Source organism: Rhodanobacter sp. FW106-PBR-R2A-1-15 (assembly GCF_058789735.1).
In genome coordinates, this window is sequence record NZ_JBYTEM010000001.1 from 37,363 (window position 1) to 51,716 (window position 14,354).

Below are 14,354 nucleotides of genomic sequence, written 5' to 3' on the forward strand. Positions count from 1 at the left end.
GACGGGTGGATCAACCCGGCGCCGACTCCACCAGGGTGCTGCCGGCCGGCGCGTCGCCGGCGTCGCTGCCGACCGCAGCGGGCTGGTGCTGCGCCAGCGCGTGCAGATCCAATTGGCCGACCGGAATCGGCGTGTAGTCCGCGCCGAACGCCACTTCGCCCGGCCGCCAGCCGGCGGGCTGGCGCACGGCGACCCAGAAGCGCTTCAGCGCAGCCCAGTGCAGCCCGATCAGGCCGTAGTTGTTGTCGGCGTCGACGATCGGATCGCCCACGCCGGTCGGCCGCGGCGGTTCGCCGTACAGCGCGGTGCCGAACAGCACGTCCCACACCGAGAGCACCTGGCCGTAGTTGCAGTTGTGCAGCGTCGGCCGCTCGGGATCGACCAGCATGTGGTGCAGGCGGTGGAACTTCGGGGCGACGAACACGCGGTCGAGCACGCGGCCGAAGCCCAGCCGGACGTTGGTGTGCGAGAAGTTCTGCACCAGTTCACCGAGCAGCATCAGCCAGGCGAACTCGTCCGGGTCCACGCCGATCACCAGGCCCACCGTGGCCAGGATCATCGACTGGATGAAACCATCCACCAGGCTGCCGCGATCGTTGGTCCAGCAGCTCATCTGGCGCGTGCTGTGGTGCATGCTGTGCAGCGCCCACCACCACGGGATCGCGTGCTGGGTGCGGTGCATCCAGTAGTACGTGAAGTCGTACACCACGTAGTACACCGCGAACAGCACGTAAGGGTGGTCGTTGAACCACGGCACCAGGTTCTTCAGCGCCAGCGGCGAGGCGCTGCCGGTGGCGGCGGCCGCATCGGCGCTGCCGAACAGGTGGCTGAACGGCATCAGCACCAGGTAGGTGAACAGCGGGAAGATGCCCAGCAGCATCAGCAGCGTGTAGTTGCGGTCGACCCGGGTGAGCTTGCGGTCCGTCCACTTTTCTGCGGGGAAGAAGGTCTCCAGCGGGCGGAAGATGAAGCCGATGATGGCGAGCTGCAGCGCCGCGATCAGCAGCGCGGCGGCGATGTCGCGCGGGTCGCCGGCCAGGCCGTCCAGGTGCAGCGCACTCAGCAGCGGGATGATCGCGTGGTCAGCCAGCCAGCTGACCAGAAAATTCCATAGTTGGGGCAGATCGAACATCGGCGCTTCTTCGGATTCGGCAGCGGCCCAATCATATCGCCGCGCGATGGCGCGGACGCTGAATGCTCAGGAACGGCGCTTTGCTCCCACGCCGCTGACCGCGAACAGCCCGAGCAGCACGAACACGATGCCAACCAGCTCCATGGCCGAGGGCTGCTCGTGCAGGATCAGCCACGCCAGCAGCACGCTGACGACCGGCACGCCGAGGCTGGCCACGCTGGCCACCGTGGTCGGCAGCCGCTGCAGCACGATCGACCACAGCCACCAGGCCAGGCTGGAGGCCAGCAGCACGCTGTAGGTCAACCCGCCGACGAAGGCCCAGTTCCACTCGATCGCGCGCTCCGGCACCACCAGCGCGATGCCGCCGAGCGCGATGCCGCCCAGCAGCATCTGCCACGCGGTGAGGTTGAGCACTGACGACGCATGCCGCAGAAACATGCGCTTGCTGAGCACGGTGCCGGCCGCCCACGCGACGCCGCCGGCGATCGCCAGCGCGGTGCTCAGCGCACTGCCCATGGCGCGCCATGGTTCGATGATGCACAGCAGCCCGAGCGCGGCCAGCGCCAGTCCCAGCCAGTGCCGCGCCGTGGGGCGGTCGCCCAGCAGCAGCCAGGCCAGCAGCACCGCCCAGAACGGCATGGTGTACGCGAGCAGGGCGACGTGACCGGCACCACCGTCGAGCAGCGCCCATTGCTCCAGCCCCTGGAACGCGGTGGTCTGGCACAGGCCGATCAGCAGCGTGGGTCCCAGCGGCGGCGGCCGCAGCGATTGCCGCGACAGCAGCAGCGCGGCAAACAGCACGGCGGCGCCGAGCAGGTAGCGCAGCGCGGCGAAGTGGAACGGCCCGGCGTACGCCAGCACCTGTTTCATCACGACCCAGCTGTAGGCCCAGATCAGGATGGTGACGAGCAGCGCGGACAACGCGCCGCGGGATGGCGAGGGCGGCATGGGCGATCGGGACGGGAAGGGGCGACAAGTCTAGCGGCGTGGGTTAGCTTGTGGCGCACCCTTCGACCATCCGCCAGCCATGACCGGGACCCCCGAACTGCCACGCTGCCACTGGGCCGCCAACGGCGACGCGCTGATGCGCGACTACCATGACACCGAGTGGGGCGTGCCGCTGCACGACGACCGCGCACTGTTCGAGTTCCTCTGCCTCGAAGGCGCCCAGGCCGGCCTGTCCTGGCGCACCGTGCTGGCCAAGCGCGACAACTACCGCAGGGCCTTCCATGGTTTCGAGATCGCCCGGGTCGCCGCGATGAGCGATCGCGAGCTGGAAAAGTGCCTGCTCGACCCGGGCATCATCCGCAACCGACTGAAGGTTTCGGCCACCCGCGACAATGCGGTCGCGGCGCTCGAAGTGATCGCGGAGTTCGGCAGTCTGGACGGCTATCTGTGGTCGTTCGTCGACGGCAAGCCGCTGCGCAACCGCTGGCGCAGCCAGGCCGAGGTACCGGCCAGCGCCGCCCTGTCCGATCGCATGAGCAAGGCGCTGAAGAAGCGCGGCTTCCGCTTCGTCGGCAGCACCATCTGCTACTCGCTGTTGCAGGCCACCGGCATGGTCGACGATCACCTTGTGGGTTGTTTTCGCCACCGGCAGGGGTGAGCGCGGCGCGCCGCGCATACGCAAGAACTTGCGAGACGCGGCGACGGCGACATGCCGAAATGTGCGCTCTTTCACAGCAACGGCATGAGCCTGAACGCCAACGGTACCGTGGACGAAATGTGTGCTGAACGGCACGCCGTGCGCACTTGTGAAAACTTCGTTCTCCGATGGAAGCTGCGCGGGTCCCGAGTCGGGCCGTGTGCGCCAACCCGCGCGCGGCGAACGACGTCGAGGCATCTGCACGGGCCGGCACGCCGCGAGCCGCATCCCGAAATCCATGAACGCCATCCCCGGAGGCACGCAATGAAATCACGTCATCTCATGCTCAAGCTGGTCAGTGCCGCGGTGCTCACCGCGCTGGCCGCCTCGCCGCTGCTGGCGCAAACCACCGGCACCACCGGCACCACGACGACTACGACCACGACCACCACCACGACCACCCGTGAATCGGTGACGTTGAGCAACCAGTTCGGCACGTTCGCCGGTTCGACCACGAACTCGCAGGCGCTGGTGCAGGGGCTGCGCGATGGCACCGCGATCACGCTCACCGGGCCGGCGCCCACGACAACGACGACGGGTACCACCACCGGCACCACCACGGTATCGACGACCTTCCAGCCGGCCACCGGCCCGATGGGCTACGGCAACGTGAAGATCGCCCTGTCGCTGGCCGAGGCCAGCCTGGCGAAGGCCGGCATCACCGATCCCACTGCCGCCGAGGTGGCTGCCGCACTGAACGGTGGCACCCTGGTGATGGCCGACGGCACCAGCATCGACCTGAAGGGCGTGCTGGCGCAGCGCGCCGCGGGCCAGGGCTGGGGCGAGATTGCCAAGGCTGACGGCTTCAAGCTGGGCGACGTGATGCGCTCACCGAAGGCGGCCGCCCACGGGCACGAACACGCGCATGTGGAGAAGGTCGAAGTGGCCAAGGTGCACGGCGTCGACCGTCCGCACAAGTCCGAGCAGGTGGCCAAGGTCGACCGCCCCGAGCGTCCGGAGCGTCCGTCCAAGCCCGAGCGTCCCGAGCACCCGAGCCATGCCGGCCGTCCGGGCGGCTGAGCCAACCTTCCACGTCGCCAGTCACCCCGCAGGCCCGGCGTGATGCCGGGCCTGCTGCCATATCTTCAATGACCCAAGGAAACCTTGACCCATGCGTAATGCACACCCCTGGATGATCGTCGGCGGACTGCTGCTGATCGGCGCGCCCGCGGCCCACGCCGCCACGTCGGACAGCGACCAGCTCAGCCTCACCGCCGGCGCCGACTACAGCAGCGGCAAGTACGGCACCAACACCAACACCGACATCTGGTCAGTGCCGGTGACGGCGGCGTACCAGACGGATCGCTGGACCTTCAAGCTCACCGTGCCGTACATCAACATCAGCGGTGCGAGCAACGTGATTCCCGGCGTGGGCAAGGTGAAGAACGGCAACCCGAGAGGGCGCGGTCACGGCAAGGGCGGCCTGCCTCCCGTACCGGGCACCACGACCAGCAGCGGTTCGGCCTCGGGCCTGGGCGACGTCACCGCGTCGGTGGGCTACGAGCTGTTCACCAGCGCGGACCGCACGTTCGGGCTGGATCTCACCGGCAAGGTGAAGTTCGGCACCGCCGACGAGGACAAGGGCCTGGGCACCGGCAAGAACGACTACGGCCTCTCGCTCGACACCTACAAGGTGGTGGGCGACTGGACCGCGTTCGGCGGCGTGGGCTGGATGAAGTACAGCAGCTCGCAGTACATCCAGCTGCGCAACGCCTTCAACGCGAACGTCGGCGCCGAGTACAAGCTCAGCTCCAACGACGGCATCGGCGCGTACTACTACTACCGTGAGCGGATCGCCACCGGCGGCGCGTCGCAGAGCGAGCTGACCGGCTACTGGAACCACAAGTTCAGCAGCAACCTGCGCCTGCAGGCCTACGCGATGGGCGGTTTCTCCGACGGCAGCCCGGATTACGGCGTGGGCGCGTCGCTGAAGTACAGCTTCTGACCGGACCGGCGCCGTGCACGACATTGCACGGCGCTCCATGTTGGCGCGCGCTATTTGCGCCGTGAGCCGCGCAGCGAGTCGATCGAGAAAGTGGCGATTTCACCGCCGGGCACGCGGCGCGGCTGGCCCACCGGCGGGCCCCAGGCGTGCGCGCTGACCACTTCCCAAGTGGCCGGAATCCGCCCGTCTTTGCGCATGCTTTCGTACGCGGCCAGCATGCGCCGATAGTGCGCCTTGCCGGTCAGCCCGCGTGCGCGTGCGCGATCTGCGTTGGTGGCGCCCAGACCGCGCAATTCCTCCAGCAGCTTGCGCGGTTCACTGTAGGTGAGGGTGTAGCGGAACACGTCCAGCACCGGATCGCGCAGGCCGGCGTTGAGCATCGCGTCGCCGACATCGTGCATGTCGAGGAAGCGGCCCACGTGCGGCTGCTGGTCGGTTTCAGCCCAGGCCGCGCGCAATTCCATCAGGGTGTCCGGGCCGAAGCTGGAGAACGCCATGAAGCCGCCGGGCTTGAGCACGCGCATGCACTCGCCGAACAGCGCCGGCAGGTCGTCGACCCACTGGAAGCACAGGTTGGAATACAGCACGTCCACGCTGTGGTCGGCCAGCGGCAGGTGCGTCGCCTCGGCGCAGACGCGGCGGAACGGTTTCAGCCAGCTGCTGCGCTGCTTCGCGGCACGCAGCATCGGCAGCGCCAGGTCGAGGGCGATCACCTCGGCCTTGGGGTATTTCTGCTTCAGCAGCGCGCTGCCGCGGCCGGTGCCGGCGCCGACGTCGACCACGCGCAGCGGCGTTTCCAGGTAGAAGCCCAGCCGTTCGAGCAGGGCATCGCCCACCTCGCGCTGCAGCGCGTCGTGCTGTTCGTAGCTGGCGGCGGCGTGGCCGAAGTTGCGGCGCACGCGCTGTTGGTCGAGTTGGAAGTCGCTCATCGAACCTGCTCAAGGTGAGTGGGTGCCAGCAGCGGCTGCAGCGCCTGCGCCACCGCGTCGGCGTGGCCAAAGAACGGCGCGTGGCCGGCCTGCTGGATCTCGGTGTACTGGCCGCCGCACTGGCTGGCCGACCAGGCCATCGCCTGCGGCGGCACCAGTCGGTCGCGGCGGCCGCTGATCCAGGCGCTGCGTACGGCCAGGTCAGGCAGGGCGGCGCGACGGTCGCTGCTTTCCAGGATGCGGATGCCTTCCTGCAGCACGCGCAGGTCCGGTTCGCCGCGGGTGAACACCAGCTCGCGCAGGTGGCGCAGTTCGCCGCGCGGGTCGGTGCTGCCCATCGCCTCCAGCGCCAGGAAGCGCTCGATGGTGGCGTGGTAGTCGGTTTCCAGGTCGCTGGCCAGTTGGTGCACCAGCTTGTCGTCGCTGCCGTACGGCCAGCCGGCGTCGCGCACGAATTTTGGCGTGGCGCACAGCATCGCCAGGCCACGCACCTGCCGCGGCAGTTCCAGCGCGGCGGTGAGCGCGATAGTGCCGCCCAGCGACCAGCCCAGCCAGATCGCCGGTGGGGTGATGGCGGCGATCGCCGCGGCGCAGGCGCGTGGTTCCAGTGGCAGGCCGCAGTCACGCGAGCGGCCGTGGCCGGGCAGGTCGACCACGTACATGGTGCATTGCGCTTCCAGCGCCTCGACCAGCGGCGTCAGCACGCCGCCGTGCATCGCCCAGCCGTGCAGCAGCACCAGCGGGACGGGGCCGTGGCCGCGCCGGTCGACGTACAGGCTCATGCCTCGCTCCAGTAGGGCAAAGCGCTTCTTGCGTTCGCCTCCTCTCCCCTCCGGGCGACCCTCAGGGAGTCCCCTTGCGGGTGAGAGGATCGAGGTGAGGGGTCGGGGCTTGCCAACGTGTGGTTCAGAGCACGCTCTGATGCTGGTTTCTCGGCAGCGTGTTCCCTCACCCCAGCCTTCTCCCCTCCGGGGAGGGGGAGTTTGCTTGTCGGGAGCAGATCGGGCCCCACGGCGCCGCGCCCGTCGAACACGAAGCAGTCGCCCTGCCAGTGCGCGCCGTCGGTCTGTTCGAGGTAGTTCAGGATGCCGCCGTCGAGCTGGTAGACGTGCTGCATGCCGAGGTTCCGCATGTGCAGCGCGGCCTTCTCGCAACGGATGCCGCCGGTGCAGTACGAGACCACCGTCTTGCCTGCGTAGCGCGCGCGGTCGGCGGCGATCGCCGTGGGGAAACCGGTGAAGCTGGCCAGGCGGTAGTCGACCGCCTGGGCGAACCTGCCGGCGTCGGTCTCGTAGTCGTTGCGGGTGTCCAGCAGCAGCACCTCGCGACCGTCGTCGTCGCAGCCCTGGTCCAGCCAGCGCTGCAGGGTGGCCGCGTCCACCGCCGGTGCGCGGCCACCTTCGGGGCGGATCGCGGGCAGGCGCATGGTGATGATCTCGCGCTTCAGGCGCACGCGTAGGCGGCCGAACGGCACCGTGGCCGAGAGCGATTCCTTCGGCGCGAGGTCGGCGAAGCGCGGGTCGTCGTGCAGCGTAGCCATGAAGCCGTCGATCTGCGCGCGGCTGCCGGCGAGGAACAGGTTGATGCCTTCCGGCGCCAGCAGGATCGTGCCCTTCAGCGCCAGCGCCTCGCAGCGCGCGAGCAGCCGTTCGCGCAGCGCGGGCAGGTCGTCCAGGCTGATGAACTTGTAGGCGGAGATGTTGACGATCGACATGCGGGGGCATCGGCGGAGCAGGCGGCGATTATACGTGGTCGCCGCTGGGCGACCGGGGCGCAGCTTGCAGACGCAGCGTTTCCAGCGCAGCCAGCAGCCGGTCGATGTGGGCTTCCTCGTGCGCCGCCGACAGCGTGATGCGCAACCGCGCCTGGCCGGCGGGCACGGTCGGCGGGCGGATCGCGGTCACCAGCAGGCCTTGCCGTTCCAGCGCCTGCGCCGCCGCCAGTGCGGTCTCGGCGCTGCCCAGCAGCAGCGGCTGGATTGCGCTGGGTGAGGGCGCCAGCGGCAGGCCGAGTTCGGTGGCGCCGCGGCGGAAGCGGGCGATCAGTGCGGTGAGCTTTTCGCGTCGCCATCCTTCGGACTGCACCAGTTGCACCGCCGCCAGCGCGGCGGCGGCCAGCGCCGGCGGCATCGCGGTGGTGTAGATGTACGGGCGCGCGAACTGCAGCAGGCCGTCGATCAGCGCGGCCGGCCCGGCTACGAACGCGCCACTGCAGCCGAGCGCCTTGCCCAGCGTGGCCATCAGCAGCGGCACTTCGTGCTGGCCCAGATTCGCCGCGTCGAGGCTGCCGGCGCCGTGCGCGCCGAGCACGCCGAGGCCGTGCGCATCGTCGACCATCAAGGTGGCGCGCTCGCGCGCGCACAGCTGCGCCAGCTCGCGCAGCGGCGCGACGTCGCCGTCCATGCTGAACACGCCGTCGGTGGCGAGCAGCGCCGCCGCGTCGGGGTTCGCCGCCAGCTGGCGCGCGGCGGCGTCCACGTCGGCGTGCGGATAGCGCTTCAGTTCGGCGCCGCTGAGCTTGGCGCCATCGAGCAGGCAGGCGTGGTTGAGCTTGTCCTGCACGCAGGCATCATCGCGCGCCAGCAGCGCCTGCAGCACGCCGAGGTTGGCCATGTAGCCGGTGGAGAACAGCAGCGCTCGCTCGCGCCCGGTCCAGACGGCCAGCGCCTCCTCCAGTTCCGCGTGTTCACGGCGGTGGCCGCAGATCAGGTGCGCCGAGGTGCTGCCGACGCCTTCCTCGCGCGCGGTGCGGGTGAGCGCGGCAACCAGCTGCGGGTGCTGCGCCAGGCCGAGGTAGTCGTTGCTGCAGAACGACAGCAGGCGCTGGCTGCCGCTCTCCAGCCACGGGCCGTCGGCGTGGTCGATGGTGCGCAGGCGGCGGCGCAGCTGCGCATGTTCGCGCTCGGCGGTGTGGCCGGCGAGGCGTTGCAGGAGGTCGGGGCGGGGCATGGGTCAGTGTTCGGCGCGGGGTGAAGAGCACCCCCTCCTGACCTCCCCCTGCTGCGCAGGGGGAGGGACCGAACCAAAGCTGCGCGCTCTGCTCCCTCCCCTGCTCACCCCAACGGGGTGAGCAGGGGAGGGTCGGGGTGGGGTGCTCTTACGCTGCGGCACTGCAGCCACAACCGTGGCCGCAGCTGTTGGTTTCGCTGTCGACGATGTTTGCATGCACGGTGCCGGCGCTCTCGACCACTTCCATCGGATGCAGGTCGAGTCGGTGGAACAGTGCGCGATCGGCTGCCACGTCCGGGTTGCCGGTGGTCAGCAGCTTCTCGCCGTAGAAGACCGAGCCGGCGCCAGCGAAGAAGCACAGCGCCTGCACGGCGTCGTCCATCTGCTGGCGGCCGGCCGAGAGGCGCACGATGGACAGCGGCATCAGGATCCGCGCCACCGCGATCGCGCGCACGAACTCGAACGGATCGAGCTTTTCCGCGTTGCCCAGTGGCGTGCCGGGCACCGGCACCAGCTGGTTGATCGGCACCGACTGCGGGTGTTCGGGCAGGTTGGCCAGCGCCTGCAGCAGGCCGGCGCGCTGCTCGCGCGTCTCGCCCATGCCGACGATGCCGCCGCAGCAGGTCTTCAGGCCGGCGTCGCGCACCTGTACCAGCGTGACCAGGCGATCCTGGTATTCGCGGGTATGGATGATCTCGCCGTAGAACTCCGGCGCGGTGTCGAGGTTGTGGTTGTAGTAGTCGAGGCCGGCATCCTTGAGCTGCTGCGCGTGGCCGTCGCCGAGCAGACCCAGGGTGGCGCAGGTTTCCAGGCCCAGCTCCTTCACCGCGCGCACGATCGCGGCGACCTTGGGGATGTCGCGGTCCTTCGGGCCGCGCCAGGCCGCACCCATGCAGAAACGGCTGGCGCCGGCGGCCTTGGCGGCGCGCGCGCGCTCCAGCACCTCGTCGATTTCCATCAATTTCTGCGCGGCCACGCCGGTGTCGTAGCGCGCCGCCTGCGGGCAGTAGGCGCAGTCCTCCGGGCAGCCGCCGGTCTTGATCGACAGCAGGGTGGACACCTGCACCGCACTCGGGTCGTGGTACTGGCGATGCACGCTGTGCGCGCGATGCAGCAGCTCGTTGAACGGCAGCGCGAACAGCGCGGCGACTTCCTCGCGCGTCCAGTCGTGGCGGATGGCGGCTTCGGGCATGGCGGGCTCCGTGGCAGAGCCGGCGAGTTTGGGCGGGCTGACCTCCGTCGTCAACTTTTCTACATGCTGGCTGGTTGACTAGTTGACGCCGCGCGGCGGCCGCAAACGGAAAGGCGGCCCGCAGGCCGCCTTTCCTCGACTCGATCGCGCCGGCTCACTTGCCGCGCGCGTCCTTCACCTGCTCGGCGGTGATCAGCTTGCCCTGGTTGCCCCACGAGCTGCGCTCGTGGTTGGCGATGTCGGCAATGTCCGCGTCGTTCAGGGCAGCGGCGAACGGCGGCATCGCGGTGGGGTAGCTGGTGCCGTTGATCACCTGGCCCTGCAGGCCCTTCAGGATCACCTCGATGTGCTTGGCCGGGTTGGCGTCCAGCACCACTACGTTGTCCTTGAGCGGCGGGAACGCACCGGGCAGGCCCAGGCCGGTGGCCTGGTGGCAGGCCGCGCAGTTGGTGGCATACAGCGAAGTGCCGCGGGTCGGGTCGAACTTGTACGGACCGCTGGCGGCCGCCGGCGGCGTAGCGGGTGCGGCGGCGACTGGCGCCTTGCTCACCGGCGGCTTGGCCGCGGTCTCGTTCGGGCCGCCCACCAGCAGCACTCCCTGCGCGCCCAGCTGCATGTGCGCCATGGCGTGGTCGACGAACGGGTAGTGGCCGGCCTCGTCCAGCTTCAGGTCGAACACCGCGCCCTCGCCGGGACCGACCGAGTAGGTCGAGACGCCGTCGATGGCCTGCGCCGGGTTGCCGCCGGGATAGACCTTGTCGAAGATCGCGCCGATCACGTGGAACGCGCTCCACAGGCTGGGGCCGGCGTTGACCACGTACAGGCGCACCCGGTCGCCGGGCTTGGCGGTGAGCGGGTGGTCGCGGTACTGGAACGCCGCGCCGTTGAACACCACCTCGTCCGGCTGCATCGCCTGCATCTTCTCGTAGTTGCCGGCCATCAGCTTGCCCGACACCTGCTGGGTGTACCACTCACCCTGTACCAGCACGTAGCTCTCCTGCGCGGGCGGCAGCGGCGTGGCCGGGTCGACGATGATCGCGCCGTACATGCCGTTGCCGATGTGCAGCAGCACCGGCGGCGTGCCGCAGTGGTAGAGGAACGCGCCGGGCACCTTGGCCACGAACGAGAACGTGATCGACTCGCCCGGCATGATGTCCACGTAGTGCAGGCTGGGCGGAGTGATCGCCGAATGGAAGTCGATCGAATGCTGCATGGTGCCGCGGTTGGTGAGGGTGAAGTTCACCGTCTGCCCCTGGCGCACATGGATCACCGGGCCGGGCACGGTCTTGCCGAAGGTCCAGGCCTGGTACTGCACGCCGCTGGCGATCTCCACGCTGTCGTTGCTGGAGGTGATGTGCACGTCCACGCTGTCGCCCGGCTGCAGTGGCGGCAGGCTGGCGTCGCGGGCCTTCTCGATGGGCTGGCTGGAGGCCAGCGACAGCGGCGTCACCGCGGCAGCGGCGGCCTGCGGGCTGGACGAGCGCACGTTCAACGCGCTGTGCAGGCCGGCCAGCAACAGCGCCACCAGGATCAGCACGCCGGCCAGCGCCGGTCCCTGCACGCGCCAGGGCAGGCGCGGCACTTCGGCCAGCGGCAGCGTGTCGTTCCAGTCGGCCACGCGGCGCCAGCCGGGCCAGCGGCGCTCGATCAGGTAATCCAGGCTGTACGGGCTGGGGCCGGCGCGCAGGTTGATCACGATCAACGCCGCGAAGATCAGCACATAGCTGATCGCCGCGCCGATGTTGTTGGCGCCCACCGAATACGGCCCGCCAAAGCCCTCCGCCGTGCTCCAGATCAACAGGCTGAACAGGATGCCCACCACGTAGGTGATCTTGCGCGCGAAGCCCAGCAGCAGCGCCAGCGCCAGCAGCGTTTCGGCGATGCGCGTGGCCCACACGAAGAAGCCCACGTGCGGCGTCACCAGGCCGATCCACAGGTCGAACCACCACGCCGACCAGGCCGGCTGGCCGGTGGCGGCGTTGTGCAGGTAGCCCACGTAGTGGTTGGCGAAGTCGGACGTCCAGGTGAGCGCGGCGCTCACCGCCCAGATCAGGCCGAACGCCACGCGCAGCGCGGTGCCGGCGACGGCCGGCCAGGTGGACGGGGCGGGCTTACCGCCGTCGGGTACAGACATGAGAAAACCTCCATGATGGATGAGTTTGCAGCTGCAAGCAGACGTCGCAGAGCGGCAACATTGCATTGTACGTCGCCAATATGGGCGCAGGGTGATACCCCGTGCGCGGCTTGCCGCTACCATGCCGGCGGAACATGGGGAGGACGAATGGATCAGCCAAGCCTGCTGCAACCCTGGCGAGCACTGCGGCGGTGGCTGCTGCCATGGCGCTGCCTGTTGTGCGGCGCGCCCGGCGCCGCCGGCGCCGACCTGTGCGCCGAGTGCGCGGCCGAACTGCCGCGCAACCGCAGTTGCTGCGCGCGCTGCGCACTGCCGCTGGCCGCGCCGGCGGCCTTGTGCGGCGAGTGCCAGCGCCGCGCGCCGCCGTGGGACGCGGCGTGGGCGCCATTCCGCTACGGCTGGCCGCTGGACCGGCTGGAATCGCGCTACAAGTTTTCCGCCGATCTCGCTGCCGGCCGCGTGCTGGCCCAGCTGTGGCAGCGTGAACCGTGCCCGATCCGCCTGCCGCAGCTGCTGCTGCCGGTGCCGCTGCACCACAGCCGCCTGCGCCGGCGCGGCTACAACCAGGCGCTGGAACTGGCCCGCTCGCTGGCGCGTGCATCCGGCGTGCCGCTGCGCCACGACGCGCTGCTGCGCCGGCGTTCCACCACCGCGCAGACCGAGCTCGACGCGCTCGCCCGCCGCCGCAACGTGCACGGCGCGTTCGCCCTGCGCGAAGGCGTGGCGCTGCCCGCGCACGTGGCGCTCCTCGACGACGTGATGACCACCGGCGCCACCCTGGCCGAATGCGCCCGCGTGCTGCGCCGCGCCGGCGTGCAACGGGTCGACGTGTGGGCACTGGCGCGCGCGCCGTCGCCGCGGGTCAGCGCGGCGACGGGTTGAGATAGATCGGGTTGCCGAGCAGCAGGGGCTTGCCGGCGTCGTCGCGAACTTCCACGCGCAGCCAGTGCATGCGCCCGTCGCTGGTCCAGTCGAAGCCGATGCGCTGGTCGCCGCTGCCGATCGCCGCAGCGACGGCGGGTGTGAACGGCTTGCCGTCGAGCAGTACTACCAGTCGTTTTCCACCGACCCCGACGGCATGCACCTCGAAATGCACGCGCGTACCGGTGGCGGTGTGCAGGGCATCGCCCATGGTGGCGTGCTGGTCGCCGCTGCTTGCTTCGAGTTCCAGCAGCCGATCGCTGCTGCCCTCCACGTCGACGAACACGTGGCCGGCGCGGATGCCGGCCAGGATCGCCGGCATCGACAGCTCCGTGGCGTGCACTACCGTGGCGGGCCGGCCGATCCGGCTGGAACCGGGTTTCGCCATGGTCAGCGAGGCATCGTGGTTGTCGCTGCCGCCGATGCCGGTGAGCCGGTAGCCTTGCGCCAGCTGCCGTTCCCAGAACGGCACGCCGGACAGCACGGTGCCCGCATCGCTGTCGTTGACGATCTCGATCGCCTGCAGCTGCGTCATGTCGACCGCCGGCGCGGCGGTCCAGCCGCAGCCCATGCAGTTCTCGCCGCTGGGACGGATCGGGTGGTTGATCGAGAGCAGGCCCTGCAGCGGCGCGACCTGCCGCAGCAAGGCGTTCCAGTCCTTCACTTCGCGGCCGTCGATGCGGAAGTCCACCGGTGCGGTAGTGCCGAACAGGTTGGCGTGACCGCTGAAGGTGGTGATCTCGCGGCCGGGGATCAGCAGCAGGCGGTCGAAGTACGGTTGCAGCTCGCGCATCGCGTTCGCCTGTGACACCGTGTTGTGGTCGGTGATCGCGATGAAGTCCAGGCCCTGTTTCGCCGCTGCCTCGACGGTGAGGAACAGCGGACAGGGTACGCGCCGGCCGGATTGCGCGGGGCAGCTGGCGTCGCTGTGCGCGTCGTGCATGTGCAGGTCGCCGCGGTACCAGCGCGCCTCGCGGTGCAGCGGCGGGTTCAGCACGGCCGGCTCCCATGCGGGATCGCCCGGACGGCCGAACCAGATGTTGGCCGTGTAGCGGGAATGGCTGTCCTTGCGGATGTTCGGGATACCCAGCAGCAGGGTCCAGCGGCCCGGGCGGATCGCGCCGGGCAGGTAGGAGGGCGTGGCGTCGGTGGCGGACACGGTGAATACGCGCTTCGAGCCCCCGCTCCAGCCGCGAAAACCGTCCTGGCCATGGAAGCCGTCGGGGCCGAGCAGGCCGAGGTCGACCGTGGTGCGCTCGTCGTCATGACCGCTGTAGTCGAACTGCACGGTGACGCGGCTGGTGCCCGCGGGTACCTCGAACGGCAGCATGCGGTAGGTCTGGTGATCCCGGCCATCCAGTTCGCCGCGCAGGACCAGGTCGGGCTGTTCGTGCCCAGGCCCCTGACCCGCGGCCTGGACCATGCCGAGCAGCAGCGTCAGGCCAGCCAGCAGCAGGCCGGCGAGGAGATGAAGCAGGCGTGGACGCAGGTGCGGATTCATGGCGGAT

General features: G+C 69.7%; 13 protein-coding genes. 4 read left to right on the top strand and 9 right to left on the bottom strand.

Features of this window, described 5'->3' with window-relative positions:
* Positions 1-10: 10 nt before the first annotated feature.
* Positions 11-1,132 carry a sterol desaturase family protein gene (locus tag AC3WTD_RS00150; RefSeq protein WP_492612646.1) on the bottom strand — a complete coding sequence of 374 codons (1,122 nt, stop codon included), beginning with the start codon at positions 1,130-1,132 and terminating at the stop codon, positions 11-13.
* Between the two features lie 66 nt (positions 1,133-1,198).
* Positions 1,199-2,080 (bottom strand): DMT family transporter, encoded by an 882-nt coding sequence (locus AC3WTD_RS00155; protein ID WP_027493269.1) that lies wholly within the window; start codon positions 2,078-2,080, stop codon positions 1,199-1,201.
* Between the two features lie 79 nt (positions 2,081-2,159).
* Here AC3WTD_RS00155 and AC3WTD_RS00160 point away from each other — a divergent pair, with 79 nt between their 5' ends.
* From AC3WTD_RS00160 to AC3WTD_RS00170, 3 genes are all read left to right on the top strand, one after another.
* Positions 2,160-2,738, top strand: coding sequence for a DNA-3-methyladenine glycosylase I (locus tag AC3WTD_RS00160; RefSeq protein ID WP_492612647.1), 579 nt, complete (start codon positions 2,160-2,162; stop codon positions 2,736-2,738).
* Positions 2,739-3,041: 303 nt separating this feature from the next.
* Entirely contained in the window at positions 3,042-3,797 is a 756-nt protein-coding gene (locus AC3WTD_RS00165) for a hypothetical protein (RefSeq protein WP_492612648.1), read from the top strand.
* Positions 3,798-3,888: 91 nt separating this feature from the next.
* Entirely contained in the window at positions 3,889-4,722 is an 834-nt protein-coding gene (locus AC3WTD_RS00170; protein ID WP_492612649.1) for a transporter, read from the top strand.
* Between the two features lie 50 nt (positions 4,723-4,772).
* Here the strand turns inward: AC3WTD_RS00170 and bioC are convergent, their stop codons facing one another.
* The 6 genes from bioC to AC3WTD_RS00200 form a co-directional block, all read right to left on the bottom strand.
* Positions 4,773-5,651 (bottom strand): malonyl-ACP O-methyltransferase BioC, encoded by an 879-nt coding sequence (gene bioC, locus AC3WTD_RS00175; protein WP_492612650.1) that lies wholly within the window; start codon positions 5,649-5,651, stop codon positions 4,773-4,775.
* Positions 5,648-6,433, bottom strand: coding sequence for a pimeloyl-ACP methyl ester esterase BioH (gene bioH, locus AC3WTD_RS00180; protein WP_492612651.1), 786 nt, complete (start codon positions 6,431-6,433; stop codon positions 5,648-5,650). Before bioH ends, bioC begins: the two co-directional genes overlap by 4 nt.
* Complete coding sequence (locus AC3WTD_RS00185; protein WP_492612652.1) at positions 6,430-7,365, bottom strand: sulfurtransferase; 936 nt, start codon at positions 7,363-7,365, stop codon at positions 6,430-6,432. The genes bioH and AC3WTD_RS00185 overlap by 4 nt, the downstream gene beginning before the upstream one ends.
* A 28-nt stretch (positions 7,366-7,393) precedes the next feature.
* Positions 7,394-8,599: an 8-amino-7-oxononanoate synthase gene (bioF, locus tag AC3WTD_RS00190; RefSeq protein WP_492612653.1), complete on the bottom strand. Its 1,206-nt coding sequence runs from the start codon at positions 8,597-8,599 to the stop codon at positions 7,394-7,396.
* A gap of 148 nt (positions 8,600-8,747) precedes the next feature.
* Positions 8,748-9,791 (bottom strand): biotin synthase BioB, encoded by a 1,044-nt coding sequence (gene bioB, locus AC3WTD_RS00195; protein WP_492612654.1) that lies wholly within the window; start codon positions 9,789-9,791, stop codon positions 8,748-8,750.
* A 154-nt stretch (positions 9,792-9,945) separates the two neighbouring features.
* Positions 9,946-11,925, bottom strand: a complete 1,980-nt coding sequence (locus tag AC3WTD_RS00200) for a multicopper oxidase domain-containing protein (RefSeq protein ID WP_235642487.1) — start codon at positions 11,923-11,925, stop codon at positions 9,946-9,948.
* 147 nt (positions 11,926-12,072) lie between these two features.
* Here AC3WTD_RS00200 and AC3WTD_RS00205 point away from each other — a divergent pair, with 147 nt between their 5' ends.
* Entirely contained in the window at positions 12,073-12,807 is a 735-nt protein-coding gene (locus AC3WTD_RS00205; RefSeq protein WP_369490919.1) for a ComF family protein, read from the top strand.
* On the opposite strand, the gene AC3WTD_RS00210 is transcribed toward AC3WTD_RS00205, so the two are convergent.
* Positions 12,788-14,347 (bottom strand): CehA/McbA family metallohydrolase, encoded by a 1,560-nt coding sequence (locus AC3WTD_RS00210; protein ID WP_492612655.1) that lies wholly within the window; start codon positions 14,345-14,347, stop codon positions 12,788-12,790. The genes AC3WTD_RS00205 and AC3WTD_RS00210 overlap by 20 nt on opposite strands.
* Positions 14,348-14,354: the final 7 nt, after the last annotated feature.